This window comes from Streptosporangium saharense, assembly GCF_014203715.1.
Lineage (GTDB): Bacteria > Actinomycetota > Actinomycetes > Streptosporangiales > Streptosporangiaceae > Streptosporangium > Streptosporangium saharense.
Genome location: NZ_JACHJP010000013.1, coordinates 1 through 23,290, shown reverse-complemented (window position 1 = coordinate 23,290; position 23,290 = coordinate 1). Strand labels below are relative to the sequence as shown.

The 23,290-nt window shown below is 68.0% G+C and carries 29 protein-coding genes; 16 read left to right on the top strand and 13 right to left on the bottom strand.

Annotated features, from left to right (window positions below; translation table 11 throughout):
- Window positions 1-16: 16 nt before the first annotated feature.
- Both FHS44_RS36590 and FHS44_RS36585 read left to right on the top strand, forming a co-directional pair.
- Complete coding sequence (locus FHS44_RS36590) at window positions 17-1,024, top strand: permease (protein ID WP_184724273.1); 1,008 nt, start codon at window positions 17-19, stop codon at window positions 1,022-1,024.
- 5 nt (window positions 1,025-1,029) lie between these two features.
- Entirely contained in the window at window positions 1,030-1,704 is a 675-nt protein-coding gene (locus FHS44_RS36585; RefSeq protein ID WP_221461747.1) for a TIGR03943 family putative permease subunit, read from the top strand.
- A 6-nt stretch (window positions 1,705-1,710) separates the two neighbouring features.
- Here the strand turns inward: FHS44_RS36585 and FHS44_RS36580 are convergent, their stop codons facing one another.
- A complete protein-coding gene (locus FHS44_RS36580) occupies window positions 1,711-2,466 on the bottom strand; it encodes a PrsW family glutamic-type intramembrane protease (protein WP_184724266.1) in 756 nt (251 codons plus the stop codon).
- A 103-nt stretch (window positions 2,467-2,569) separates the two neighbouring features.
- Entirely contained in the window at window positions 2,570-3,136 is a 567-nt protein-coding gene (locus tag FHS44_RS42585) for a cadmium resistance transporter (RefSeq protein WP_184724263.1), read from the bottom strand.
- Window positions 3,137-3,289: 153 nt separating this feature from the next.
- Here FHS44_RS42585 and FHS44_RS42580 point away from each other — a divergent pair, with 153 nt between their 5' ends.
- From FHS44_RS42580 to FHS44_RS36555, 4 genes are all read left to right on the top strand, one after another.
- Window positions 3,290-3,898 carry a hypothetical protein gene (locus FHS44_RS42580; protein ID WP_184724260.1) on the top strand — a complete coding sequence of 203 codons (609 nt, stop codon included), beginning with the start codon at window positions 3,290-3,292 and terminating at the stop codon, window positions 3,896-3,898.
- A 289-nt stretch (window positions 3,899-4,187) separates the two neighbouring features.
- A complete protein-coding gene (locus FHS44_RS36565; protein ID WP_184724257.1) occupies window positions 4,188-4,469 on the top strand; it encodes a hypothetical protein in 282 nt (93 codons plus the stop codon).
- Between the two features lie 270 nt (window positions 4,470-4,739).
- On the top strand, window positions 4,740-5,051 hold the full coding sequence (locus FHS44_RS36560) for a hypothetical protein (protein ID WP_184724254.1): 312 nt from the start codon (window positions 4,740-4,742) through the stop codon (window positions 5,049-5,051).
- A gap of 62 nt (window positions 5,052-5,113) precedes the next feature.
- Window positions 5,114-5,356, top strand: a complete 243-nt coding sequence (locus tag FHS44_RS36555) for a cell division protein SepF (RefSeq protein WP_184724252.1) — start codon at window positions 5,114-5,116, stop codon at window positions 5,354-5,356.
- Between the two features lie 70 nt (window positions 5,357-5,426).
- Here FHS44_RS36555 and FHS44_RS36550 read toward each other — a convergent pair whose 3' ends face one another.
- The 5 genes from FHS44_RS36550 to FHS44_RS36530 form a co-directional block, all read right to left on the bottom strand.
- Window positions 5,427-5,822 carry a (R)-mandelonitrile lyase gene (locus tag FHS44_RS36550; RefSeq protein WP_184724249.1) on the bottom strand — a complete coding sequence of 132 codons (396 nt, stop codon included), beginning with the start codon at window positions 5,820-5,822 and terminating at the stop codon, window positions 5,427-5,429.
- A gap of 50 nt (window positions 5,823-5,872) precedes the next feature.
- The gene (locus FHS44_RS36545; protein WP_221461745.1) at window positions 5,873-6,505 is read right to left on the bottom strand and encodes an HAD family hydrolase; all 633 of its coding nucleotides are present in this window, start codon (window positions 6,503-6,505) and stop codon (window positions 5,873-5,875) included.
- The gene (locus FHS44_RS36540; RefSeq protein ID WP_184724246.1) at window positions 6,502-7,260 is read right to left on the bottom strand and encodes a DeoR/GlpR family DNA-binding transcription regulator; all 759 of its coding nucleotides are present in this window, start codon (window positions 7,258-7,260) and stop codon (window positions 6,502-6,504) included. Before FHS44_RS36540 ends, FHS44_RS36545 begins: the two co-directional genes overlap by 4 nt.
- 45 nt (window positions 7,261-7,305) lie before the next feature.
- Window positions 7,306-7,728, bottom strand: coding sequence for a GNAT family N-acetyltransferase (locus FHS44_RS36535; protein ID WP_184724243.1), 423 nt, complete (start codon window positions 7,726-7,728; stop codon window positions 7,306-7,308).
- Window positions 7,729-7,832: 104 nt separating this feature from the next.
- Entirely contained in the window at window positions 7,833-8,771 is a 939-nt protein-coding gene (locus tag FHS44_RS36530; protein WP_184724240.1) for a hypothetical protein, read from the bottom strand.
- 131 nt (window positions 8,772-8,902) lie between these two features.
- Between FHS44_RS36530 and FHS44_RS36525 the strand changes: the two genes are divergently transcribed.
- Complete coding sequence (locus tag FHS44_RS36525) at window positions 8,903-10,129, top strand: cytochrome P450 (RefSeq protein WP_312863965.1); 1,227 nt, start codon at window positions 8,903-8,905, stop codon at window positions 10,127-10,129.
- Window positions 10,130-10,144: 15 nt separating this feature from the next.
- On the opposite strand, the gene FHS44_RS36520 is transcribed toward FHS44_RS36525, so the two are convergent.
- Window positions 10,145-10,672: a hypothetical protein gene (locus tag FHS44_RS36520; protein ID WP_184724237.1), complete on the bottom strand. Its 528-nt coding sequence runs from the start codon at window positions 10,670-10,672 to the stop codon at window positions 10,145-10,147.
- Window positions 10,673-10,810: 138 nt separating this feature from the next.
- Here FHS44_RS36520 and FHS44_RS36515 point away from each other — a divergent pair, with 138 nt between their 5' ends.
- Genes FHS44_RS36515 through FHS44_RS36505 form a run of 3 tightly spaced genes read left to right on the top strand, consistent with a single transcriptional unit; the run spans window position 10,811 to window position 13,328 of the window.
- The gene (locus FHS44_RS36515) at window positions 10,811-11,485 is read left to right on the top strand and encodes a response regulator (RefSeq protein WP_184724214.1); all 675 of its coding nucleotides are present in this window, start codon (window positions 10,811-10,813) and stop codon (window positions 11,483-11,485) included.
- A 29-nt stretch (window positions 11,486-11,514) separates the two neighbouring features.
- Complete coding sequence (locus FHS44_RS36510) at window positions 11,515-12,861, top strand: sensor histidine kinase (RefSeq protein ID WP_312863964.1); 1,347 nt, start codon at window positions 11,515-11,517, stop codon at window positions 12,859-12,861.
- Window positions 12,858-13,328 carry a hypothetical protein gene (locus tag FHS44_RS36505; RefSeq protein ID WP_184724207.1) on the top strand — a complete coding sequence of 157 codons (471 nt, stop codon included), beginning with the start codon at window positions 12,858-12,860 and terminating at the stop codon, window positions 13,326-13,328. Before FHS44_RS36510 ends, FHS44_RS36505 begins: the two co-directional genes overlap by 4 nt.
- On the opposite strand, the gene FHS44_RS36500 is transcribed toward FHS44_RS36505, so the two are convergent.
- Window positions 13,321-13,746 (bottom strand): winged helix-turn-helix transcriptional regulator, encoded by a 426-nt coding sequence (locus FHS44_RS36500; RefSeq protein WP_184724204.1) that lies wholly within the window; start codon window positions 13,744-13,746, stop codon window positions 13,321-13,323. The two genes, FHS44_RS36505 and FHS44_RS36500, sit on opposite strands and share 8 nt — an antisense overlap.
- Before the next feature lie 97 nt (window positions 13,747-13,843).
- On the opposite strand from FHS44_RS36500, the gene FHS44_RS36495 reads away from it, so the two are divergent.
- Window positions 13,844-14,698 (top strand): alpha/beta fold hydrolase, encoded by an 855-nt coding sequence (locus FHS44_RS36495; protein WP_184724202.1) that lies wholly within the window; start codon window positions 13,844-13,846, stop codon window positions 14,696-14,698.
- A 129-nt stretch (window positions 14,699-14,827) separates the two neighbouring features.
- On the top strand, window positions 14,828-15,280 hold the full coding sequence (locus FHS44_RS36490; protein ID WP_184724199.1) for a hypothetical protein: 453 nt from the start codon (window positions 14,828-14,830) through the stop codon (window positions 15,278-15,280).
- A 4-nt stretch (window positions 15,281-15,284) separates the two neighbouring features.
- Here FHS44_RS36490 and FHS44_RS36485 read toward each other — a convergent pair whose 3' ends face one another.
- Window positions 15,285-15,656 carry a YybH family protein gene (locus FHS44_RS36485; protein ID WP_184724196.1) on the bottom strand — a complete coding sequence of 124 codons (372 nt, stop codon included), beginning with the start codon at window positions 15,654-15,656 and terminating at the stop codon, window positions 15,285-15,287.
- Window positions 15,657-15,716: 60 nt separating this feature from the next.
- Between FHS44_RS36485 and FHS44_RS36480 the strand changes: the two genes are divergently transcribed.
- From FHS44_RS36480 to FHS44_RS36470, 3 genes are all read left to right on the top strand, one after another.
- A complete protein-coding gene (locus FHS44_RS36480) occupies window positions 15,717-16,082 on the top strand; it encodes a winged helix-turn-helix transcriptional regulator (protein ID WP_184724193.1) in 366 nt (121 codons plus the stop codon).
- A 71-nt stretch (window positions 16,083-16,153) separates the two neighbouring features.
- A complete protein-coding gene (locus FHS44_RS36475) occupies window positions 16,154-17,110 on the top strand; it encodes a zinc-binding dehydrogenase (protein WP_312863963.1) in 957 nt (318 codons plus the stop codon).
- Window positions 17,111-17,691: 581 nt separating this feature from the next.
- Window positions 17,692-18,864, top strand: coding sequence for an MFS transporter (locus FHS44_RS36470; protein ID WP_184724187.1), 1,173 nt, complete (start codon window positions 17,692-17,694; stop codon window positions 18,862-18,864).
- A 266-nt stretch (window positions 18,865-19,130) separates the two neighbouring features.
- Here FHS44_RS36470 and FHS44_RS36465 read toward each other — a convergent pair whose 3' ends face one another.
- Together FHS44_RS36465 and FHS44_RS36460 are read right to left on the bottom strand one after the other, a co-directional pair.
- Complete coding sequence (locus FHS44_RS36465) at window positions 19,131-19,712, bottom strand: SMI1/KNR4 family protein (RefSeq protein ID WP_184724184.1); 582 nt, start codon at window positions 19,710-19,712, stop codon at window positions 19,131-19,133.
- Between the two features lie 57 nt (window positions 19,713-19,769).
- A complete protein-coding gene (locus FHS44_RS36460) occupies window positions 19,770-20,234 on the bottom strand; it encodes a hypothetical protein (protein WP_184724181.1) in 465 nt (154 codons plus the stop codon).
- Window positions 20,235-20,639: 405 nt separating this feature from the next.
- On the opposite strand from FHS44_RS36460, the gene FHS44_RS36455 reads away from it, so the two are divergent.
- On the top strand, window positions 20,640-21,704 hold the full coding sequence (locus FHS44_RS36455; RefSeq protein WP_184724178.1) for a hypothetical protein: 1,065 nt from the start codon (window positions 20,640-20,642) through the stop codon (window positions 21,702-21,704).
- A 114-nt stretch (window positions 21,705-21,818) separates the two neighbouring features.
- Here FHS44_RS36455 and FHS44_RS36450 read toward each other — a convergent pair whose 3' ends face one another.
- Window positions 21,819-22,772 (bottom strand): ankyrin repeat domain-containing protein, encoded by a 954-nt coding sequence (locus FHS44_RS36450; protein WP_184724176.1) that lies wholly within the window; start codon window positions 22,770-22,772, stop codon window positions 21,819-21,821.
- Window positions 22,773-23,290: the final 518 nt, after the last annotated feature.

The following is a 23,290-nucleotide window of genomic DNA, read 5'->3' as shown; positions in this document are numbered from 1 at the left end:
TGGCACGATATGGATCATGTTTGGGTCCCGGAGTGGCTGGGATGACGAGGGGGTTCTGCCGCCTGACTCGTGGGGGCGGGGCACGTCGCGGTTGCCGTGGGGGTTCGCGTTCGTCGTCGTCCTGCTGGTCGTGGGCAGGCTCACCCTCACTCCCCATCTGACCTCGCCCGCCCTGCGGACCTGGGCGACGGTGTTCGTCGCCGTGTGCGTGCAGGCGCTGCCGTTCCTGGTCTTCGGGGTGGCGCTTTCCGCGGCGATCACCGCGTTCGTCCCGGCGTCCTTCTGGACCAGGGCGCTGCCGAGGCGTCCGGCCGCCGCGGTGCCGGTCGCGGGCCTGGCGGGCGCGGTGCTGCCGGGGTGCGAGTGCGCCTCGGTGCCGGTGGCGTCCGGCCTGATGGCGCGGGGGGTGACGCCCGCCGCGGCGCTGGCCTTCCTGCTCGCCTCCCCGGCGATCAACCCGGTGGTGCTGGTCGCCACGGCCGTCGCCTTCCCCGGGCAGCCGATGATGGTCGTGTGCCGGTTCGGCGCGTCGCTGGCCGTCGCGGTGCTGACCGGCTGGCTCTGGTTGCGGTACGGCCGCCGCGAGTGGTTGCGCGTTCCCTCCCATGCGCACGGCGAGGGCGGCAGGCTCGCGAGGTACGGCGAGGCCATGCGGCACGACCTGCTGCACGCGGGCGGGTTCCTCGTCGTGGGCGCCCTGGCCGCCGCCACGCTCAACGTCGCCGTCCCCCGCGAGTGGCTGGACGCGGTCGGCGGGGTGCCGTGGCTTGCCGTACCGGTGATGGCCGTGCTCGCGGTGCTGCTGTCGATCTGCTCGGAGGCGGACGCGTTCGTCGCCGCGTCGATGACCGCGTTCCCGGCGACCGCGAAGCTGGCCTTCCTGGTGGTCGGGCCGATGGTCGACCTGAAGCTGATCGCCCTGCAGGCGGGCACGTTCGGCAGGGCGTTCACGGTCAGGTTCGTCCCGGTGACGTTCGCGCTCGCCGTACTGGTGAGCGTCCTGTTCGGAGGGCTGCTGCTGTGAGCCGCGTGACCCAGAGCCTCGTCCTGGCGCTGCTCGGCGGTGCCGTGCTGTGGATCTCGGGGTTCTCCACGAGCTATCTGAACTACGTCAAACCGGGCTTCCGGCCGTTCCTGGTCGGGGCGGGGATCGTGCTGGTGGTCCTGGGCGTCGCGGGGCTGTTCATCAGGCGCAAACATGACCATGCTCACGGCCACGGGGTCGCGTGGCTGCTGTGCCTGCCGGTCTTCGCGATCCTCCTGGTGGCGCCGCCCGCGCTCGGTTCCTTCGCCGCGGCCAGGTCGCAGGCACCCGCGCTGCCCAGGCAGGATCCCGGCTCCTTCGCCCCGCTGGCCGGGGGCGGTCCCGTGGACATGCCGGTCGGCGAGTTCATCGGCAGGGCGTGGGACGACGACAGGAAGTCCCTCACAGGCCGGGTCGTCCGGCTGACCGGCTTCGTCGTCCCGGCCAGACGCGGTGAGTGGTACGTCACCCGGATGCAGATCGCCTGCTGCGCGGCGGACGCCTTCGCGCTGAAGGTCCTGGTCAGGGGGCTCAAGGCGCCGCCGAGGGATTCCTGGGTCGAGGTCACCGGGACGTGGGTCCCGCACACGTTCGGCAGGATGCCCAACGGGCTGGTCTATCCGGAGTTGGCGGGCACCGGGCTGGCGAGGGTCCCGGCGCCCGCGGAGCCGTACGAGTAGGGCCTCCTAGACAGAGGTTGGCGCTGTCTCGGGCAGTTTGGCCGGGCCCAGGTCGCGGGTCGCCCGGTGGAAGAGCCAGTAGCTCACCGCGGCCACCACCGGGAAGAAGAGCCTGACGCCGCCCGGCAGGTCGAGGATGAGCAGGCCGTCGTTGAGCGAGTGGAGTACGGCAGCCGCCGCGAAGGCCGCGGTGACGGCGCTGGTCAGCACGACCCGCCTCCTGGCCTGCCACACCCCGAAGGCGACGGCGCAGACCAAGCCGGTCCAGGCCAGGTGGCTGAACGGGGTGGTGAGCCCGCGCATGAACAGCACCATCCCGGCCTCGACGGCACTGTCCTGCTTGATGCTCTTCCAGGCGTACGACATCGACTCCATGATGGCGAAGCCGGTCGCGCAGGACAGGCCGAGCGCGACGCCCGCCGGTTTGGTGAGATGTGTCCCGGTCAGCGCGACCGCGAGCAGGGGGACGAACTTGGCCGCCTCCTCGATCCAGCCGACGCGCAGGATCGTGGGGCTGTCCTTCTCCGAGATGAGCAGGGCGTCGAAGTAGCCGCCGAGCAGGAGGGCGACTCCCCCGCCGAACAGGAACATCCCCACCAGCGTGGTGCCCGGCACGCTGTCGCCGATGCGGGTGCGATCGTGGATGGCGACGAGGAGGGCCACCGGGCCCGCCGCCGCGCCGTAGAAGAAGGCCGCAGGCATCACGGCGCGGTTGCCGACCATCTCCATCATGAAGATCAGGGAGGCGGACAGTGCCATCATTGCGATCCACACTTTGAACCATCTATGGCGATAGAACCGTAAATGTCCTCGCATGTGGGGTAATTCCCCGTTCGGGGACATGCAAATTCGGACGAATGGTGCATTATTCGCTAAAGAGCACGCCCGCCAGGATGACCACGCCGATCACCATGAAGATCACGGGAACGAGCCAGCGCCCCCACCGTTCGACCAGGTCGATGACCTTTCTGTGCGAGCCGAGCCAGGAGGCCGCCACGCACCAGAACGCCACGAGCACCGCGAAGACCGCGACCATGACGAGGCTCGCCGCGGTGCCCGCCGTACGGAAAAGTGGGGTGTAGACCGAGATGTTGTCGGCGCCGTTGGCGATGGTCACGCCGGCGATCGAGAGCACCCCGGAGGCGACCGGCCGCTCGTCGTCGCCCTTCGCCAGCAGTCCCCTGACTCCCAGGCCGAACGGCACCAGTCCGAGCAGCCCGACCCACCGGTCCGGCACCACGGTCAGCCCGAGCGCGGCGACGGCGGAGACGGCCACCAGCGCCGCGATCCCGGCGTACTGTCCGACGACGATCTTCCACGGTCTGGGAACGCCCTTCGCCCTGGCCGCCAGGAACAGCACGGTCAGGATGACGATGTCGTCCACGTTTGTCCCGGCGAAGACGGCCGCCGCCGTACCGATCGTCTGACCCACGGACGCATTATGGCGTCCAGGGTGGTTCCAGACACGGGGGTTAAGATCTGTTCGTCGCGACTGTCCCGCCCGCCCCCAACGGTCCCCCGGAGGTCTCGCGTGGCCCACCCGCCGCCATACGGCAGGCCACAGCGAGGTGATGCGGGCCGGGGCGTGGCGGCGATCCTGGTCATGGTCGTCGGCGTCCTCATCGCGGCGGCCGTCACGCTGGTGATGGTGCTCAACCCCACCCCGACGCCGCAGGCCACCTTCCCCACCCAGGACCCCGAGCGCTCCGAGTCCTCGGTACGGCAGGCCGCCCAGCTCGCGCTCGACACCTATTCGAGCGGGTCGTACGGCGACTTCTGGGACCTGTGGAGCAGCCAGGGCCAGGCGTTGATCAAGCAGGAGGACTACGTCAGGCTGTTCCAGCTCTGCCCACCCCTCGTCCAGGACGGCCAGTTCACCATCTCCAGCGTCGTGATCGAGGGTGACAACGCCACGGTGCAGGCGACAGGGCCCGGGGACCAGACCGAGTTCGGTTTCGTCCTTGAGGGGGGTCAGTGGCGGTACACGCCCCCGGTGCAGCAGGAGACGGAGTACCGGACGAAGACCGTTGACCAGCTGGCCCAGGAACGGCGGGCCGCGGGCACCTGTGGCACTGGTCCTTCGGGTGATCCCTCGTACGACCCCTCGCCTGGGCCTTCTCCCGAGCCTTCGACGGGGCCGGATCCCTCCGTGGATCCCTCCTCCGTGCCGACGTCGTTCCTCATGCAGGGCTGACGCGGCCATGGGATCGGCGGGGAAAACGGTTCTCCCTTTCCCCGCTATTAACCTCTAATCTAGAAAAGTCCGGAAAAAGCACCGTAAAGGCTTTCATGGGCCGGGCGACAAATCAGCAACTATCCCGAGGAAACACCCCTCCTTCCCGGCAACGCCCCAGCGCACCTCCATCTCGCAAATCATCAGTCAACTTTGTGGTATCACCGGCGCGTCCCGAATATCGTGAGATCGTATGCCTTGCCGAGTAGCCGATTCTCATGCCGACGACCAGTGATGGAGGCCGGTCCTGATGAATGTGCACACCGGGATCGCGACGCTGTTCGCCTTCGCGACCGGAGCGCTCGGGCTGTACGTGCTGGCGACCAACCGCCTCCCCCGCTGGATCCGCGGTCGCGACGAGAGCGAGGCCCCGGCGTACGGCTGGGCGAAGCTGCTGATGGCCGTGTTCATCATCATGATCGTCGTCCCGCAGGCGATCGGCCTGCCGTACGGGCTGGTGGTGGGGTTGATTCTCCTGGGCCTGGTGGCCGCGGCGGCGTCCTGGTGGCTGACGCTGAAGCGGATCCGCTGACCGCCTCCGCTTTCCGCCGGATATTCCGTGGAATGGCCGCGCCCATGACAGAGTTTCAATGCGCGACACAAGGCTCGTTACCATAGCAATACGAAACGGACACGGTTTCGTGTTTTCCGTCCGGCACGTTCCGGGGAAAGCCGTCCGCGAGTCGAGTGGTCCAGCGTGAAAGGTCACAAAAAATCATCACGCATATGCCAGGTGCGGCCGGTTCGATATATTGGCGATGTGTCGCCCAGCGAACGCCCTCTGTCCGCAGATGAACAAGCCGTGATCCTGGCCCTTCTCGCCCGGGACTTCCCCGGTGTGGAAGAACTCAGGAGACAGGTCTCCTCGGTGATCGTGGCCAGAAACTGCGGGTGTGGATGCGCGACCGTGGACTTCCGCATCGGGGAGGAGCCCCCGACCCCGGGCAAGGAGCTGATCTCCTCCGCCTACGTGCGCGGACGCAACGACGGCGTCCTCCTCTTCGTCAAGGACGGCCGCCTCCTCAGCCTGGAGATCTACTCCAGCGACGGCGACCCGGCCCCGTTGCCGCAGGTCAAGGACCTGGTTCTCGACCCGCCCGACACATGGGAGTGAGGACTCCGTACCTCCTCCAGACGAAGGCTTGACCACGACCTGACGTGGGAAAAACCAACCCCGTGATCAAAACACTGTGCCCGAAGGACTACAACGAGGCCCTTTACGTCGGCCATTACTTCCGCACGGGGAACCCCGTGGTGATGGACCTCACCGCGCTGCCGGACAGTCAGGCCAGGCAGTTCGTGGATTTCGCGGCGGGTCTGGTCTTCGGCAGGGGCGGCGACATGGACCGCCTGTCACACAAGGTCTTCCTCCTGATGCCCCACGGCATGACCAAAACCCCACCCCAGGAAAGCGCCTGAGCCCCGGAATCCGCCCGCGAACCGCGACAATCCTCGACCATGGTCACGGGTCAGGTAGTCGGCGGGGACTTCACCAGGAGCGGGTGCTGCTCCGGGGGCCTCGGTATTCGGTGTCGCTGACGTGTTCGCGCCAGGAGACGTCGTCGCCCTCCCACAGCGCGAGATGGACCATGAAGCGGTCCGGGGCCGCGCCGTGCCAGTGTTCCTCGCCGGGTGGGGTGTGGACGACGTCGCCGGGATGGGCCTCGATGATCCCGCCCTTGCGTGACTGGATCAGCGCGACCCCCTCGACGATGAGCAGGGTCTGGCCCAGGCCGTGCGAGTGCCATGCCGTACGGGCTCCGGGGGCGAAGCGGACCATGTTGGCCCGCACGTGGTCGCCCCGGTAGAGCACGTCCGCCCAGGCGTCGCCGGTGAAACACGCGGCGGACAGCTTCGTGGTCGGCGGTCGCTTCAGGATCTCCATCAGACACCCCCTCCGCTCTGGGGGTATGTTCCCCGGTCGCCGGGGGTTCATCAGAGCAGGCCGTACCGCTCCAGCTCGCTCCGCAGGGCGGCGGCGTCGGTGAAGAGGAGCGCGCCCATGCCGACGGCCGCGGCGCCCTCGACGTTCGCGGGGCTGTCGTCGACGAACAGCGCCCGCTCGGCGGAGAGGCCGAAGCGGTCGAGCGCGTGCAGGTAGATCTCCGGGTCCGGCTTGATCATCTTTATCTCGCCGGAGACGACGATGTCCTCGAAGAGCTTCAGGACGGGGTAGCGGTCAACGGCCAGGGGATACGTCTCGGCCGACCAGTTCGTGATCGCGTACATGGCCGTGCCCGCCCGCCGTACGTCTGCCAGGATCTCTGACGTGCCGGGAACGAGGCCATCCAGCATCTCCGGCCATCTGCTCCAGTAGACCTCGATCAGTTCCCGGTGGTCGGGATGGCGTTCGACGGCCTCCCTGACGGCGTCGGCGAAGGGACGGCCCCGGTCCTGCTCGGCGTTCCACGAGCCGGGGCAGACCTCGGTGAGGAACCACTCCATCCGCTCCGGGTCGTCGATGAGCTTGCGGTAGAGGTGCCGTGGGTTCCAGTTGACGACCACCCCGCCGAGGTCGAACACCACCGCGTCGTACTGCCTGCCCATCGTCTCCCCCGTTGTGGTCATACCAGGATCACCTGGACCCCGGCGGCTTCGATCCTGCTGAGTTCCTCCGGTGGGGCGCCACTGTCCGTGACGACCGCGTCCAACTCGCCGATCGGGCAGACGTGGCCGAGGCCGGTCATACCGAACTTCGACGCGTCGCACACCGCGATCTTCCGCTGCGCCGCGGCGATGGCGGCCTGTTTGACCGGGACCTCGGCCAGGTCGTGGGCCGTCAGCCCGTGCCTGGCGGAGAGCCCGCACACCCCGAGGATCACGGTGTCCACCCGCAGGGCGCGCAGCGACATCTCGGTGAGGTGCCCGACGAAGGACGACGTCCTGGTCAGGACCTGTCCGCCGGGGACCAGCAGCTTCACGTCGGCCGCGCCGCTCAGCGCGTTCAGCGCGTGGAGGTCGAGGGCCATCGCGGTGATCCTGCGGCCCGCCAGGGCGCGGGCGACGTGCAGCGCGGTCGTCCCGCTGTCCAGCACGACGGACTCCCCGTCGGCGACCAGCGCGTCGATCTTGGCGGCGATCCGCCGCTTGGCGTCCACGGCCTCACGCTCACGCACCGCGAACGGTGGCGCCTCCCCACGCAGCATCAGGCTCACGGCGCCACCGCGCACCCGGCGCAGCACGCCCTGCTCGGCCAACTGGTCGAGGTCACGGCGGATGGTCATCTCCGAACAGCCGGTCCGCTCGGCCAACTCCCCGACCGTGACCCGCTCCGCCGTACGCAACAAGGAGATGATGTCCAGCAGCCGATTCGAACCTTCCACATGTTCAAATAAACGCGAACCATGTGCGAAAGTCAACCTCGGCGACTACGCGGATCCGGGCGTCGGGGAGGAAAGGCGCAGGTCGATCCAGGGGATGGTGTCTCCGGGGAGCAGGTAGCGTTCGATCTCGGTGAAGCCATGCCTCAGCGCGAAGCGCAGCCCGTCCTCGTTGGAGGACAGGACGACGGTCTCGATCGTCTCGGCGCCGAGTTCCCTGGCCCGCTTGAGACCGCGCGCGTAGAGCTCCTCGCCGAAGCCCCGTCCACGGTGTTCGGGGAGCACGCGGGCGATCACGGTGGCCGTCCGGGCGTCGTCCCCGGGAGGCCGTACGGTGCTACAGCCCACAAGCGTCTTTCCCAGGTAGGCGACCTCCAGATGGTGGCGTCCGACACGATCCCGCACTTCTTCCGTGGTCAGGACGTGGGTGGGGATGATCGTGTTGTGGACGTACCGCCAGTCTTCAAGCATGGCGTCGTCGGTGGGCCGTCGAACATGAAGATCAGTCACCGCAGCAGAACATCCCACCGCGTTCCACACTGTCAACCTGCCTTCGGGACGCGTCGCAGGTCGCCCTACTGGATGGTCAGGCGATGGCCGTGCTCGACAGAGCGGGGACACAGGAAAATGGTGAGGGCCCCGTAGCGGCCAAGGTTGAGCGTGGTCGGTTCGACGGTCTCCTGGCACTCGGGTGTTCCCTGTTCGAGATGGCGCTCTTCGAGGGGACGCCATCTCGGTCCGCTGCCCGCGTCCCACTCGCTACTGGCCAGTTTGAGAAGTGGCTCGGTCTCGGTCCCGCAGACCTCACAGGGCAGTTCGTACATGTCGCTGAGATGCCAGGACTCCCATCCGCCGATCTTGCAACCGGGCGCGATGGACAGAAGGGGCTGGTAATGGCCGTCGTCCCACTCGTCGAGAGCCGTCCGGAGCCGCTCGGGCAACTCCTCGGCATAGGGGTACTCGGTGACCCGCTCGGGGTGTAGCACACAGGGGCGCGGCAGACAGTGCTCCACGCTGAGGTCGGCCGCCGGAGCGCCGAGGATGCGGTCCGGGGTGGCATGGTGCCGCATGGGCGGCTCCGCGAGCACGTCGACGAGGTCCTCACTGCGGCGCCAGACCAGCAGCGGAGCAGGCCCGACGATGTCGTCCATGTCGTGCTCGTTGGGGCACCACAGCACCTGGAGCAGGTCCGTGCCCTCCGGGAAGGGGATCTCGGGGATGTCACGCGCGTAGAACTGCGCGACACCGACCATGGGCACCGGGCTCTCGGGAACATGGGCACGCTGCTCCAGCCAGCCGGGCTGGAAGGGAGGCGCGATGCTTATCTGGATGACCTGGTCACAGGCGGGCCATGGTTCGGTGACCGGCCAGATCAGTGGCCCTCCGATGTGGCTGTCATGGATGGTCGGCTTCCCTGGCCGCGGGTGAAGACGGACGGCTGTCCTGGCGTACGCGCCCATCCAGGGGAACGTCTCGACGAGATCGACCGGGGGACCGGGAGTCGTGAGGATCATGGCCAGGGAGCTTAGACAGCCGGACCGACACATCAACCAAGATCGACGCGATAAGCCCCATGACGAGAAACCATCCGAAATTGGGCGTTGACCGTGAACGGTCGGCTGCGTACGTTCCGGGTGGGTTGTTCGTGTGGCGGTCGGAGAGGGGCGCGATGGTCGGCAGGATCGTCCCCGGGCCGCTTGGTACCCCTTCGCCCGAGTACGCGCGGCGTCATGAGGAGGGGCCGCTCGATCCGGCCGTCATGCCGAGTGGGGACGCGGTGCCGGTCGCCGTCAGGTACGAGGACGTGCGGACCCTCCTCGGATCGACGGCCTCAAGCCGTAACCTGCGCCTGCCCGGTCTGCCCCGGCTGGTCAGCGGCGTGGGCATCGACGACGACCCCGACGCGTTGATCAACCAGGACCCGCCCGAGCACACCCGCTACCGGCGGATCATGTACGGAGCCTTCACGCCCCGCCGTACCGAACGGTGGCGGCCGTGGATCGCGGCGCTCGCCGGGGAGCTGCTCGACGGGGCGGGTGAGGAGTTCGACCTGGTCGAGGCGTTCGCGGTGCGGTTGCCCGGGCAGGTCATCTGCCGGTTGCTGGGGGTTCCGCACGAGGACTACGACCGGTTCGTGGCCTGGACGGACATGTTCCTCACCACCTCGGCCGCCACGGAGCGGGTCCGGTACCGGGGGTACACGGAGTTCATGGCCTATGCCCGCGACCTGGTGGCCCGGCACCGCGCGGAGCCCGGTGACGACCTCATCGACCTGCTCGTCCAGGCCCGTGACGAGGAGGATCGGCTGAGCGAGGGCGAGCTGGTCAACACCGTGTTCGCGCTGATCACGGCGGGGCACGAGACGACCGCCTCGATGGTGTCCAAGGGCGCCCTGCGTCTCATGCTCCACCGCGAGCAGTGGGACGAACTGGTCGCCAGACCGGAGCTGGCGCCGACCGCCGCCGAGGAGATCCTGCGCTACGACGGGCCTCCGGCCAGCGCGTTCATGCGCCGGATGACCGAGGACGTCGAGCTCTCCTGCGGCGTGCTGAAGGCGGGAAGCGTCGTGATGCCCGACCTCAACGCCGCCAACCACGACCCCAGCGCCTTTCCCGAACCGGGACGTTTCAACATCCACCGCTTCGAAACGCAGCCGCCGCATCCCCACCTGGCGTTCGGGTACGGCCCGCACCGCTGTCTGGCCGCCGCGCTGGCCAGGGTCGAGCTGACCGAGGCGATCAGGGCGCTGGTGACCAGACGGCCCACGTTGCGGCTTGCCGTACCGGCCGAGGAGATCGAGTGGAGTGACGGCCTGACCTGTCGTCCCGTCGCGCTGCCGGTGACCGAGGTGCCCTGTCCCCGTCCCCGTTGAGGACAGGGCGCCCGGTCAGTTCTCCTCGTACGGCGCGGGCGGCCGCAGGGAGGCGCATCCCTCCTGGATCTTCTGCCAGGCTGCCGACTTGGGCGCGAGCTCCTTGAACCCGGCGGGCTTCTTCTCGTCCTTGTCGATGGGCTGCCAGACGCCGTCCTTGCGCAGGCACTTGGCCCAGGCCGCGAACTTGGCGTCCTCCTCGGGGGTGGACGGCTCCGCGCCGCCGAGGATCGCCGAGTCCCACTCCTTGCACGCCTTCATGGCGGCGTCGAGCTTGGCCTGGGTGACCTTGGTGACGGCGCTGGTGTCGAGGTCCTGGCCCTTGACGGGGTCCGGGATGTCGATGCCGTTCTTCCGCATGCACCCGGCGAACTTCACCGCCGTCTCGTGCCAGCTCGGCTTGGCCGAGACGACGGAGGGCTTCCCTGCTGAAGTGACGGCGGGGCTCGCCGCGTCGGCGAAACTCTGCGCCCCGCACGCCGTGCTCAGCGCCAGGGTGGGCAGCGCGGCCAGTACGGCGAGGCGTCGCTTGGTGATCAACACGGTTCTCTCCAATGGGTCGGTTGGCTGCCCATCACCCTGGCCCGTCGATGTGAGCGGCCCGTGCACGCCATGTCATGAACCTGTAATAGCTTCCAAGACCGGACAAATCGCATGTCAGGGCCGCCGATACTGGAAGGCATGGCGCGCGTGTTGCTGGTCGAGGACGACCCGAACGTCAGGAATGCCCTGATACTCGCCCTCAAGGGCAGGGACCACGAGGTCGAGTCGGCGGCATCCGGGGAGGAAGGGCTGGAGCTGCTGACGCGCTTCGCCGCCGACGTCGTGGTGCTCGATCTCATGTTGCCCGGTATCGATGGATTCGAGGTCTGCCGCCGCATCCGCGCGACCACCTCGACCTCGATCGTGATGCTCAGCGCGCGGGGTGACGACTTCGACGTGGTCGGCGGTCTTGAGGCCGGGGCGGACGACTACGTGGTCAAACCGGTACGACCCCAGGTGCTCGAAGCCCGGATCAGGGCGGTGCTGCGCCGTACGGAGAGTGTGGCGTCGCCGGTCGAGACCTACGGGACGCTGCGCGTCGACCGTGCCTCCCTGACCGTGAGCAGGAACGGACGGCGGATCGCGCTGCCGCCGATGGAGCTTCGGCTGCTGCTGCACCTGTCGGCCATCCCCGGACAGGTCTTCAGCAGGCAGCAGTTGCTCGAATCCGTGTGGGACCACGACTACCTGGGCGACTCGCGGCTGGTCGACGCGTGCGTGCAACGGCTGCGCTCCAAGATCGAGGACGTGCCTGCCGAGCCGAAGTACGTGCAGACCGTGCGCGGCTTCGGCTATCGCTTCGGGCCGGTATGACCTGGTTGCGGGGACTTCGGGCTCGGCTGGTGATCACGTTCGTGCTGGTCGGCGGGCTGAGCGCGGTCGGGGCCGCCGGGCTGACCTACTACAAGGCACAGGTCAATCTGCTCACCGGAGTGCAGGACCGGCTGTTGAAGGACTTCAGGAACCGGGTGTTGCTACTGTCACGTGACATCGCACTGCCCGCGAGCGACGAAGAACTCGACCTGCTGGCCGAGGACCTGGAGGTCGGCGACCGCAGGGTGTACGTGGTCAGGGACGGCGCCGTCCCCTCCGACGCCCGCATCACCGCCGAACTGCGCGCGGCCGTCCTGCGGCGCTCCGAACTGCTCTGGCAGCGGGTGGTCCGGGACGGCGTGCCGTACCTCGTGGGCGGAAGCAGGGTCATGCTCCTCGCGGGCGGCGAGCCCTCGGGCATCACCGTCTATCTCGTCGAGTCGCTCGCGCAGGCCGCCGCCGACGAGACGGCAGTGCTGCGCGCCGCCCAGACCGCCATGCTGCCCGCCGTACTGCTGGCGATGCTGGCCGGGCTGCTGGCCGCGCGCGGTGTGCTGCGCCCGGTCGCCGAGCTGGACCGCGCGGCCCGGCGGCTGGGCGAGGGACGGTTGGAGACCCGGCTGCCGGTACGCGGCGGCGACGAGCTGGCCAGGCTGGCGGGACAGTTCAACGAGACCGCGGCCGCGCTTGAACGCTCCGTCGGCGAGCTGCGCGAGATGGAGGCCAGATCGCGGCGGTTCGTCGCCGATGTCTCCCACGAGCTGCGCACCCCGCTGGCCGCCGCGACCGCGGTCACCGACGTCCTCGAAGCCGGGGCCGACCGGCTCGACCCCGACGCGGGAACCGCCGCCCGGATGGTGACCGCCGAGGTCACCCGGCTCACCCGGCTCGTGGACGACCTGATGGAGATCTCCCGCTTCGACGCGGGCGCCGCCGTACTCAACCTCAACGACGTGGACGTCGGCGCCGCGGTGGCCGCCTGCCTGCGCTCACGCGGTTGGAGCTCCGAGGTCGTCGTGGACCTGCCGCCGGACATCCTGGTCCCCCTCGACCCGCGCCGCCTGGACGTCATCGTCGCCAACCTCGTCGGCAACGCCCTGCGGCACGGCGCGCCGCCCGTCACCGTCCGGGTCCGCGCGACCGACAGAGTCGCCACGATCGAGGTGTCCGACCGGGGACCCGGCCTGCCCGCCGATGTCCTGCCCCACGTCTTCGAACGCTTCTACAAGGCCGACGCCGCCCGCGCCCGCTCGGAGGGCAGCGGCCTCGGCCTGGCCATCGCCCGCGAGAACGCCCTCCTACACGGCGGTGACCTGACCGTCGCCCCCGGCCCCGGCGCCGTCTTCACCCTCACCCTGCCGAGGAACCGCCCATGAGAGCTCTCGCGGTCTGCGCGGCACTCCTCGCGCTCTGTACGGCCTGCGGAGTCGGCCCGAGCGACGTGATCCGCGCGGGCGAGCCCGCCCGCGGGTTCCTCCAGGGCACCCCCCTCTATTTCGTACGGCACGGCCGCCTTGTCGCCGTCAGCCGTCCCGAGGGTCCCCTGGCGGCGAGCGAGGCCGTCGAACTGCTGGTCGCGGGGCCGACCACGAAGGAACGTGAGCGCTCCTTCGACACCCGGCTGCCCAAGGACCTGGCCGTCCAGGCGACCGGCGACGGGTTCGCACTCGCCAGGAGCACCCCGCTACCGGCCTCCCGTCTGACGCGGCTGGCGACCGGGCAACTCGTCTGCACGATCGCCGCCGCCACCGCCACCGAACGCGGGGTGGACGTGGACGACGTGCGGGTGACCGTACCCGACGGAAACCAGTCCCGCTGCGCGGACTTCATGGCTCTTATGTGACATCTGGCTGGGCGTCGTGGAGCTCGTTGGCGCGGTCGATGTCGAGCATGTGCTCCTCGGCCCAGGCCCGTACGACGGCGAGCGCGGTCTCCAGCGACAACCCCAGCTCGGTCAGCCGGTAGTGCACCCGCGGCGGCACGGTCGGCTCCACCCGCCGGGCGACCAGACCGTCCCGCGTCAGGCTCCGCAGGGTCACCGACAGCATCTTCTGCGAGACACCCGGCACCCGCCGCTGGAGCTCGGCGAATCTCACTTCGTACGGCGCGGCCTCGGCGAGGACCTTGACGGTCATGGAGGTCCACTTCGTCCCGATACGGTCCAGCAGCCGCCGGGTGGGACAGCCGGGATCGAAGAGATCGCCGCGTGGCCCCTTCTTCGCTTTCGCGGTGGGGGTCGTATGCGCCGGTGAGGAGGTCACCTTGGGCTCACCACCTGTCGTCACAGTGCCGTCTTGGCCATGCCTGAGAGGTTACCTAGCCTCTTCTTGTCACCATTGGTAACCACCTGGAGAGACCATGCTTCCTGCTGGGACGTCGCTTCGGCGGGTCACGACCAACGGCATCGAGACCAACGTGGCAATCACCGGCACCGGGCCCGCCGTGCTGCTGCTCCACGGTTTCCCCCACACCTGGCGCCTGTGGAGCGAGATCATCCCCGGCCTCGCGGAACACCACCGCGTCATAACCCCCGACCTACGGGGCCTCGGCGCCAGCGACGGATCACGGGAACTTGGCGTCAGTGGTGGAGCGGTGGACGGCTATGACGCCGGGACCCTCGCGGCCGACGCCGAGGCGCTCCTCGACGCGCTCGGGGAGCCGTCGGCGACGGTGGTGGGCATCGATCTGGGCGCCCCGGTGGCGTTCCTCCTCGCGATGCGACGGCCAGGCCGGGTACGACGGCTCGTCCTCATGGAGGCTCTGCTGGGCCGGTTGCCCGGCGCCGGGGACTTCCAGCCGTGGTGGTTCGGCTTCCACTCGGTCCCCGGCCTCGCGGAAACCGTGCTGACCGGGCACGAGGCCGAGTACATCGACTGGTTCCTCACCGCCGGCACTCAGGGCCGCGGCGTCCCGCGTCCCGTCCGCGACGCCTTCGTCAGCGCCTACACCGGCTCCGACGCGCTACGCCGTGCCTTCTCCCACTACCGCGCCGCCCCCGTCAGCGCGCGGCAGATCCACGAGGCCGCCGACACACACCGGCTCACCATGCCCACGATGGCCATCGGCGCGTACCCGGTCGGAGACCGCCTCGAACGCCAGCTACGTCCCATCACCGACGACCTCACCGGCCACACGATCGACGACTGCGGCCACATCATCCCCCTGGATCGCCCCGACGCCCTCCTCCCGCTGCTGCTCGCCTTCACCCGCTGACGACAAACTGTGCGCTCGCCGGGCCGTACCGGACGATATGACAGACAGGCTGTGAACCCGTGGAACCCCAGCCTCTGGGCGCGCTTCCCGCTGTCCGGCAGGATGTCGATCATGTTTTTCCTCCGCTTCATGGCCATCGGACTTCTCAGCGGGACCGCGCTTGTCCCTTTCCTGTGGATCCAGCGGGGCGACAACTTCGATCACATCCGTCTGGCCGCACTGATGGGCCTGGAGATCGCGCTGTTCCTCACGGTCCCGCTCGCACTGGCGGTCGGAGCCTTGTGGAAGCGCTCCCGGCGAACTCCCCCGGGCTTCGTCCTCGGCGTGGTCACCTCCGTGTTCGGGATCCTGGTCGTCACGCAGGCGACGGCCGCGATGAGATGGCTCGAAGGCAACCCCTCCGGAGTCGGCAACCCGGACGGCGAAGTGGCCACGGCGGCGGTCACCACGCTCGCGGGAGGAGTGGCCCTGCTCGTCGGCACCCTGATCCTGATCGACCGGTCCGTCGCCCTCACCGTCCAGGAGAGGCACAGGGCGATCCGTCAGCGGATAGCTCAGCGCCGGGAAACGTTCCTGTCGTGACTCTTTATCGCGGGCCTGCCCCGAAAGGGCTGTCGATGACGTACCGCCAGCGCCCGTCGTGACCGCGTCGGGCCACGTCGGTCGCGGTGCCCTCGATGCGCAGGTCCGGGCCCTCGATGACCCAGTCAACGATCAACAGGGCGATGTCGCCGGTGGCGTGGACGTGCCGTGGCCGTACGGTGATCGGGAGGCCGAGACCCAGGAACCGCTCGTTGGCGGCGTGGAGCTCCTGTCCGGTCACCGGTGAGCCCGTCTCCGGGACGAACACCGCATCGTTCTCGTACACCTCCGCGACCGCCTTCGCATCGCCGGTGTTGAAGCGTTCGGCGAACACCAGGGGCACATCCTCGGGGCGTTCCGCGAGTTCTCGCATCATCGACGCATGTCCTTCCAGCAGGTAGAAAAGTCGGACGCGGCAACGCTAGGAGGTGCCCTTTTGACTCACCAAACGGTTAGTCACCCAGGCCTGCCCGACGACCCTTATGCGAACGTCACCGCGCCCACCCCCTCCTGCCCGGTGGAGATCACCCTGGCCGCTCTGCAGGGTCGTTGGACGACGCTGGTGATCCGCGAGTTCCTGCGCGGCAGCCGTACCTTCACAGATCTCCGGCACGCCCTGCCCATGCTGTCGGACAAGGTCCTGTCCGACCGGCTGGCACACCTGACGGAGGCCGGCGTGCTCGAACGCCACCGCCAACCCGGCCGCCCACCCCGGGTCCACTACGCCCTCACCCCCCGGGGCCACCGCCTCGGCCCCGTCCTCCAGGCCCTCTGGGACTGGGGTTCTCCCGCGTCAGGTTGACCTCAACTTTGGTTGGGGTTGCAAGGTATCCGAACAGGATACGGAGAGGGGTCAACATGCGGGTGGTACGGGTGACGCGTTTCGGAGGTCCCGAGGCACTGGTTCCGGGTGAGGCGCCGGACCCGGTCGCCGGGCCGGGACAGGTCGTGATCGACGTGTCCGTCGCGGGTGTGACATTCGTCGAGACGCAGATCCGGCGCGGTGTCGACAAATGGCACGACAAGCCCGCGCTGCCCTACGTGCCGGGCGGTACGGTGGCCGGACGGGTGAGTTCCCTCGGGGAAGGCGTGGATCCAAGCTGGTCCGGACGGCGTGTCATCGCCGATCTCGGAATGACCGGAGGCCTCGCCGAGCGCGCGGTGGCCGTCGCGGAGGACCTGATCCCGGTGCCCGAAGGGCTGGAGCTGCCCGAGGCCACCGCCCTGCACACCGACGGCAGCACCGCGTTCGGGCTGGCCGAGGGGGCCGGGATCCTTCCCGGAGAATGGGTGCTGGTCGAAGCGGCGGCCGGTGGGGTCGGCACCCTACTGGTGCAACTGGCCCGGGCAGCCGGTGCCAAAGTCGTCGGAGCGGCGCGCGGCACACGGAAACTGGACCTGGTCCGCGATCTGGGCGCGGACGCCGTGGTCGACTACTCCACCCCCGACTGGGCGGAACACGTCCGCGAGGTGACCGACGGCGTGGGCCCCAACCTGGTGTTCGACGGCGTTGGCGGGGAGATCGGCCGAACCGCGTTCGACGTCACGGCCGACGGTGGCCGCTTCTCCATCCACGGCGCCTCCAGCGGCGAGGTCACGATCATCGACCCCGCCCAGGCCCGACAGCGCGGGATCAGGGTGATCGGGGTCGAACAGCTTTTCGGCTTCGGACCGAAGATGCGGGAGTGGGCTCAGCAGGCGATGTCAGCGACGGTGGCGGGCCAGATCAGACCGGTCATCGGGCAGACCTTCCCCTTGGAACGCGCCGCGGACGCACATGCCGTAATCGAGTCACGCGGCGCCCTGGGCAAAACGCTGCTCCTGATCTGACGGCACCACCTGTGAGGACCTCCTGGCTATCCCCCGCTCGCGGCCAATCCGGAACGACGACTTCGACCGCAACCGCGAGGAGGCCAGTCGTTCTCCGTCCCCGGGAGCACATGCGCGTTCCTTCAACGCGCCCGGCACCGATGTGGAGCTGAAGGGACGCGCGTCAGCACCTGCGGTTCGATCATCTGCCCTGGGCGGGCTGACACCATTCACGACGTCACCAGGACCTGTTCGTGCTGGACGCCGCATTGCGCGGTGATCTTCATGAGCTGCAGAACGTCCATCCCCGATCTGTCGGCTCGATCGGGGATAGACGAATCCATGGAGCGCTCGGCGGCACCGGTAACGACCTTCGTTGTTCACCACAGAGCGCTACACGGGTTCGAATCTCCTCACAACTTCCAATGGCCGTTCACGGCATGGCCTGAAGGAAGTTGACGGGAATGCGTGTAGGACCGGGGCCTCACGGACCTACCGGATGCCGTCACGGCGACGGTCGCGTCTGAAACGTGCCAGTGCTCGCTGCTTCACCGCTGCTTGGCTGTGTTCCCGATCCACTCGCACCTGCCTGAACGGGAACGATGTCCACCACCCTCGCCCGGCCCCGCACGCCCTTCGCCGGCTGGCTCACGGTCACCTCGCTCATGCTGGGCATCTTCGCCATCGTCACCAGCGAAATCCTGCCCATCGGCCTGCTGACCACCATCGGCGCCGACTTCGGCATCTCCGACGGCGCCACAGGGCTGACCATGACCCTGCCGGGTATCGTCGCCGCGGTCGCCGCCCCCACCGTCACCCTGACCACCGCGCGCCTGGACCGCCGCGTGATGTTGTGCGTCCTGATGGCGGTGCTCGCCGTTGCCGACGTGCTGGCCTCGGTGGCGACCTCCTACTGGGTCATGCTGATCTCCAGGGTGCTCGTCGGCCTCACCATCGGCGGCTTCTGGTCCATCGGGGCCGGGCTGGCCGGCCGCCTGATGCCGCCGCACGCCGTCGGCACCGCCACCGCTGTGATCTTCTCTGCCGTGCCGCTGGGCTCCGTGCTCGGCGTACCGACCGGCACCTTCATCGGCAACCTCTCCGGCTGGCGAACCGCCTTCCTGGTCCTGGCCGCGCTGGCCGTCCTCGTCCTGGCCGCCCTGCTGATACTGCTGCCGCCGCTACCCGCCCACCAGGTCACCAGCCCTCGCGTCCTGCTCGGCCTGCTACGTACGCGGGGCGCCAGAACCGCCCTGCTGTCCACCTTCCTCATCGTCCTGGCCCATTTCAGCACCTATACCTACGTCACGCCCTTCCTCCAGGACGTCACCGGCCTGCACCCCGCAGCCGTCAGCGCCGTCCTGCTGGCGTACGGCATCGCCGGAATCGTCGGCAACTTCCTCGCCGGCAAGGCCACCGCCACCCGCCTGCGAGCCGCTTTCGCGACCTGCGGCGGCCTAATCGCGATCACCACCCTGCTGCTGCCCTCGGTAGGCGGCACAACCACCGGCGCCGTGGTGTTGCTCGTGATCTGGGGCCTCGCCTACGGAGGCGTACCCGTCTGTTCGCAGGCCTCGTTCATCACCGCCTCCCCTCACACACCCGAAGCCGCCACTGTCGTCTTCACCTCCTCCTTCCAGGCGACCTTCGCACTCGGCGCATTCCTCGGCGGACGCATCGTCGACGCCTTCTCGGTCTCCACCACGATGATCTGCGGCGGACTGACCGCTCTCCTCATGGCGATATCCCTGTGGTCACTCACCCAATCCCGCTGAACCAGGACCTTCGACCCGAGGGCGCAGCCGTACCACCTGATCGGCTTTCCCTGCGTCAGCCGACTGCCTTCCACCACCTCGGCACGGTTTTCTCAGGCTTGACCCGGGAAAGCGCGCCGGTTCCTGCCAGAAGCCGTGAGGAAGCGTCGCGGATCATCGCGGTTCTTCTGGCCGCGGGGATTACTGACTGTCTGGAGTGGATCAGACGGGAGACATCTCCAGAGCTCAGCACAAGGAAACGCCGGAGCCAGAAAAGCGCGGCGAGTTCACGATAGGTATCTGCTGAACTCGCGTTCCATGAGGTCCCAGAACGATCTGTGGCGGATTTCGCCTGGGTGCCAGGTGGCGAAGTCCCATGCCTCCCACTCGCCGTCCGGTCCGATGACGTGCGGATTGAGCAGGTAAACCTGTCCCTCAACGTACTCGGAGATGTAGAGGCTGCTGGACATGGACTCCTGGTGGAGATACCACTGATCCTGGGGGTCCTGGCCCTCCAGCTCATCCCAGATCTCGGCGAGTTCCGGGTCGACATCACGGGTCCAGCCGATTTCAGTCAGGGGCATCAGGCGGAGAGACGCATGGTTGTACTCGTCCCAGCCATTGGTGACCTGAAGGAATTCTCTGTAGCTCGGCGGCAAGCGCATGCCGAGCCGTTCCTCATGGCGTGCGATCTCGGCCTCACCGGCACCCGGCATGCCGAGCCACGTGACACGGCCGAATCCGTCGTCGGGGCCCCCTCGTCGTTCGGGCGGAACAGCCCTGGACTCGGCGAAGTACTTTTGAGCCTTGTCGTTAACGGTCCGAAGAAGGTCATCCCAGGGATAGCGAGGGGTGTTGGAGATCGCCATGGTGGAGACCCTAACGATCACATCCGACAGTTCAGCCGAGGGGAAACGAGAGTTGTATCAGTCGACTGTCTCGCTCCAGCCCTCGTCAAGTCTGGCCAGCAGCAGTTTCGCGCCCGGGCGATGCCCACCGCCTCCGGACGGATCATCGGCGACACGACGGAGCATCTCCGCAGCGTCCCGGACACGGCTCATGATCCCTTCGGCCAGGCCGACGGAATCTTCGTAGATCTCGAAATCTGGCTCGGGGAACCACCCCCACCAGTCCAGCAGCGTGTCAATCGCCTCCTGCCGGGGTGAGCCTGGTCGCTCGTCGATCGCCCAAAGGAACACACTCGTCGCGGGAACGGCAGCCGGATAGAGGGTGCCCGCATGGTCGTTCGTGACCGCGTGCCGGAGATCGGCCAGTGCGCGGACGGCCTGCTCGGCGGACACTGATCGGGTCAGCGCCTCTATCGCGGCCTGGGCGGTCTCGGGGAAATACCAGCGCGGCCCTGGGATCCGGCTCCAGTCCACCCGCTCCACCGCTGCCCCCGATACGAACCTCGCACATAGCCTGAAAAAACACGATCAACATATTCTGCGGCCGCCGGGCAGGAAACGCTCACCGCTGCGCGGCCTCGAAGCGACCAACGATGCCCCACCAGGCCACAATCCCTGGTCAGGCGCCGTTTTCCGCCGCAGTGGGGAGCGTGGGATTCGAACCCACGAGGACTGTCACCAGCCCTGGCGGTTTTCAGCCGGCAACGGCTCTGAGCTGATGCGATACATGTACTCCAGCGGGGAGACCTGTTAGCCGGTTCGAGGCTCTGGCGGTGCGGGTGCGGGAGTCGCACCCCTGAGGTGCCGCAGCCCGGTGTGGTTCCCCATGGGAATGCCCGCACCCCGCCGATATGTCAACTTTTTCCCCGGAAGGCGCGTCTCATCTTTATGGGCCTACTGTTCCGCGGTACCGCTGCAGCCATCGCCTTTTCCGTCGCCACGTGGCCGACCGTCGCCCTCGCCGAGGCGCCAGCCGATCAGTGGAGTGTCGTCCACAACGACCGCCGCGACTCCTACGACGCGGTGACGGTGACTCCGGGCGGGGCGGTCTGGGTCGCCGGGAGGAGGCACTCGGATCGCGGATCGACCGCCTTCCTCCTGAAGGGTGGCCGGTCCGCCTTCAAGCGTGTCACCGGGCCGGGCTTCCAGGTGAAGCGGTTGACGTCGGCCTCCGACACCAGGGTCTGGGCGTTCGGCGCGTCGCGATACGCCCGATGGGACGGCAAACGCTGGCAGGTCAGGCCGTGGAGCCACGGCCGGATCGATCGGGCGTACTCCATCGGCAAGAACCAGTGGGTCATCGAGAACTCCAGCACGTTCTCACCGGCCGGTAGCACCGGGTGGAAGGCGAAATCCACGCTGCGGCGCCTGGTCGGGTCGACATGGCGCAAGGTCCCCACTCCGATCGTGGTCAAAGGACTCGACAGCGCGTGGGCGGCGGGCTCAGCGGGGGGCAAGGCTGCTCTGGCCAAATGGAACGGTACGGCCTGGCGCGCGGTCCCGCTGCCGGCGGTTCCGGCCGCGCACCCGAGCCAGATCTCGGAGCTGACGGATGTCGCGATCGACGGCGAGACCGGCCGGGTGATGGCCGTCGGCTGGGTCGCCTGGCCGTGCGGCGGCGCAAAGCCCTCCTTCTGCGGTGAGACCCTGCTGCTGTCCGGCTATGCGGGCAACTGGAACTTCGAGGTCCATGGCGAGTTGGGTATCCAGCCGCGCGCCCAGGCGGAGCCCGACAACAGAGGCGGAGCCTGGATCGTCTACGACGCCAAGGGCGGAGGCAGCGGATTCCTGCACATCGGCGTCGACAACGTCGAGCCGGGCACCTTCCCGGTCCCGCCGAACCAGCGCTCATCCGTCCGTGACCTCGCCATTCAGCTGGAGAGCCGCTCCATCTGGGCAGTCGGCGCGGCACCCACCGGCCGCGACGGCTTGATCTGGGCCTACGGCCGCTGAGATACATCCAAGGAAGCTCGTTCACTACGGAGGCCTTCGTTCACACCTAAGGGGTCAGGGGTTCGAGACACCCTTGGGTTCGTAAATGGAAAATGACCTGACCCCTGGCTTGCGTCAGATCCAGTAGTCGCGTTCGGGCAGTCGCCGCCAGATATCGGCCGGGCCGGTGATCGGCCGCGCGTCGGTCAGACGCAGGTCTGCACCGGCGCAGCAAAAAGCCACAGGGTGGTCGCGGTAGAGATGGGCGGCTAGAATCTCCTCCGCGGGGGCGTCAGGGGAGATGCAGTGGACGCTGAGCGGCTCCCAGAACTCGACGACGTCATCTCGGGCGATCCGCCCGCTGTTACCGCCCTTGGGGTTGGAATACATGCTGTAGCAGACCGTGCCTGACGAGACGCGCCTAACGACGCCCGGGGTGGACGAGGTGTATCCCCAGGGCTGGGTGATCACGCAACCGCCGGGCACATCCGTGACCCCGACGATCAGCTCGGCTTCCGGGACGCCCTCGTGGAGTCCTTCCACATCTATTCTGTCGACGGGTACGGCTTCCAGCCGCACCGCCGCCTCAACCGCGGTGATGCCTGCAACGCAGGCCACACTCAGGCCGTCGTAGTGAAAGCCTCCCAGTGCGGTGATCAAACGTCTGGCCTCCGTCACGGCGGCGGCTTCGGCTTCGGACAGACCGATCTCCGGTGAGGGGACAGGGAAAAGGTCAGGAGTAGGGCTGGCCAGACTGAGACGGCCAGGAGACCAGCCGTCCATCATGATGCGCCACGGGTCGGCCCCGGCGGAGACGAGGACCCGGGCGTTGTCCAGACGGCCTTCGAAGACGGCCACCCACAGCGCCGTACGGCCCCGATGTTCCGCGTCAATGTCATCGACACGCATGGCCAGCTCAGCCACCACTTCAGGCGAACCGCGCTCAGCCGCGACGTGTAGCGGCTTCTCAAAGATGCGCACGCCGGAGTTCGGATCGGCGCCGCCGTCGAGCTGTGCACGGACCAGATCGAGGTCTGTCCACCCGTCCCAGGGGATGTTGAACCATCCGGCCTCGTCGGTGACAGTCATGGCACTCCTTGAGGGACGTACGGGACACGTGCGCCGATCATGGCGCACAAGGCCGACAGAACCGGCCCAGGGCCACCGGACAAGAAACGCTCCCGGCTGCGCGACTCCGAAACGACCAAAAGCGCCCCACCAAGCCATCAGACCTGGTCAGGCGCCGTTTCGTAAGCTGAGTGGAGAGCATGGGATTCGAACCCACAAGGGCTGTTATCAGCCCTGGCGGTTTTCAAGAGCACTGCGTTCCTGGCGCCAGCAACGACTCTGGGCTGTCGCAATACATGTACTCCAGCATGGAGACTTGAAGATCATCCCACCCATATCCCGCAGGGTCAGATCTGCTGGACAAGCTGCACGATCACCATGTAGGTGGCCTCGGTTTGGGCGTAGACAGCACGGACGGTGTAGCGCCCCGGCGGCAGGTCCATCCTGACAGCGTGTTTGAGAGCTGATCGTGAAGCCGTCCTGCAGCCGGGTAGGACCCCAGACATGACACGACAACCCTTTCTACCCTTCTGATCTCA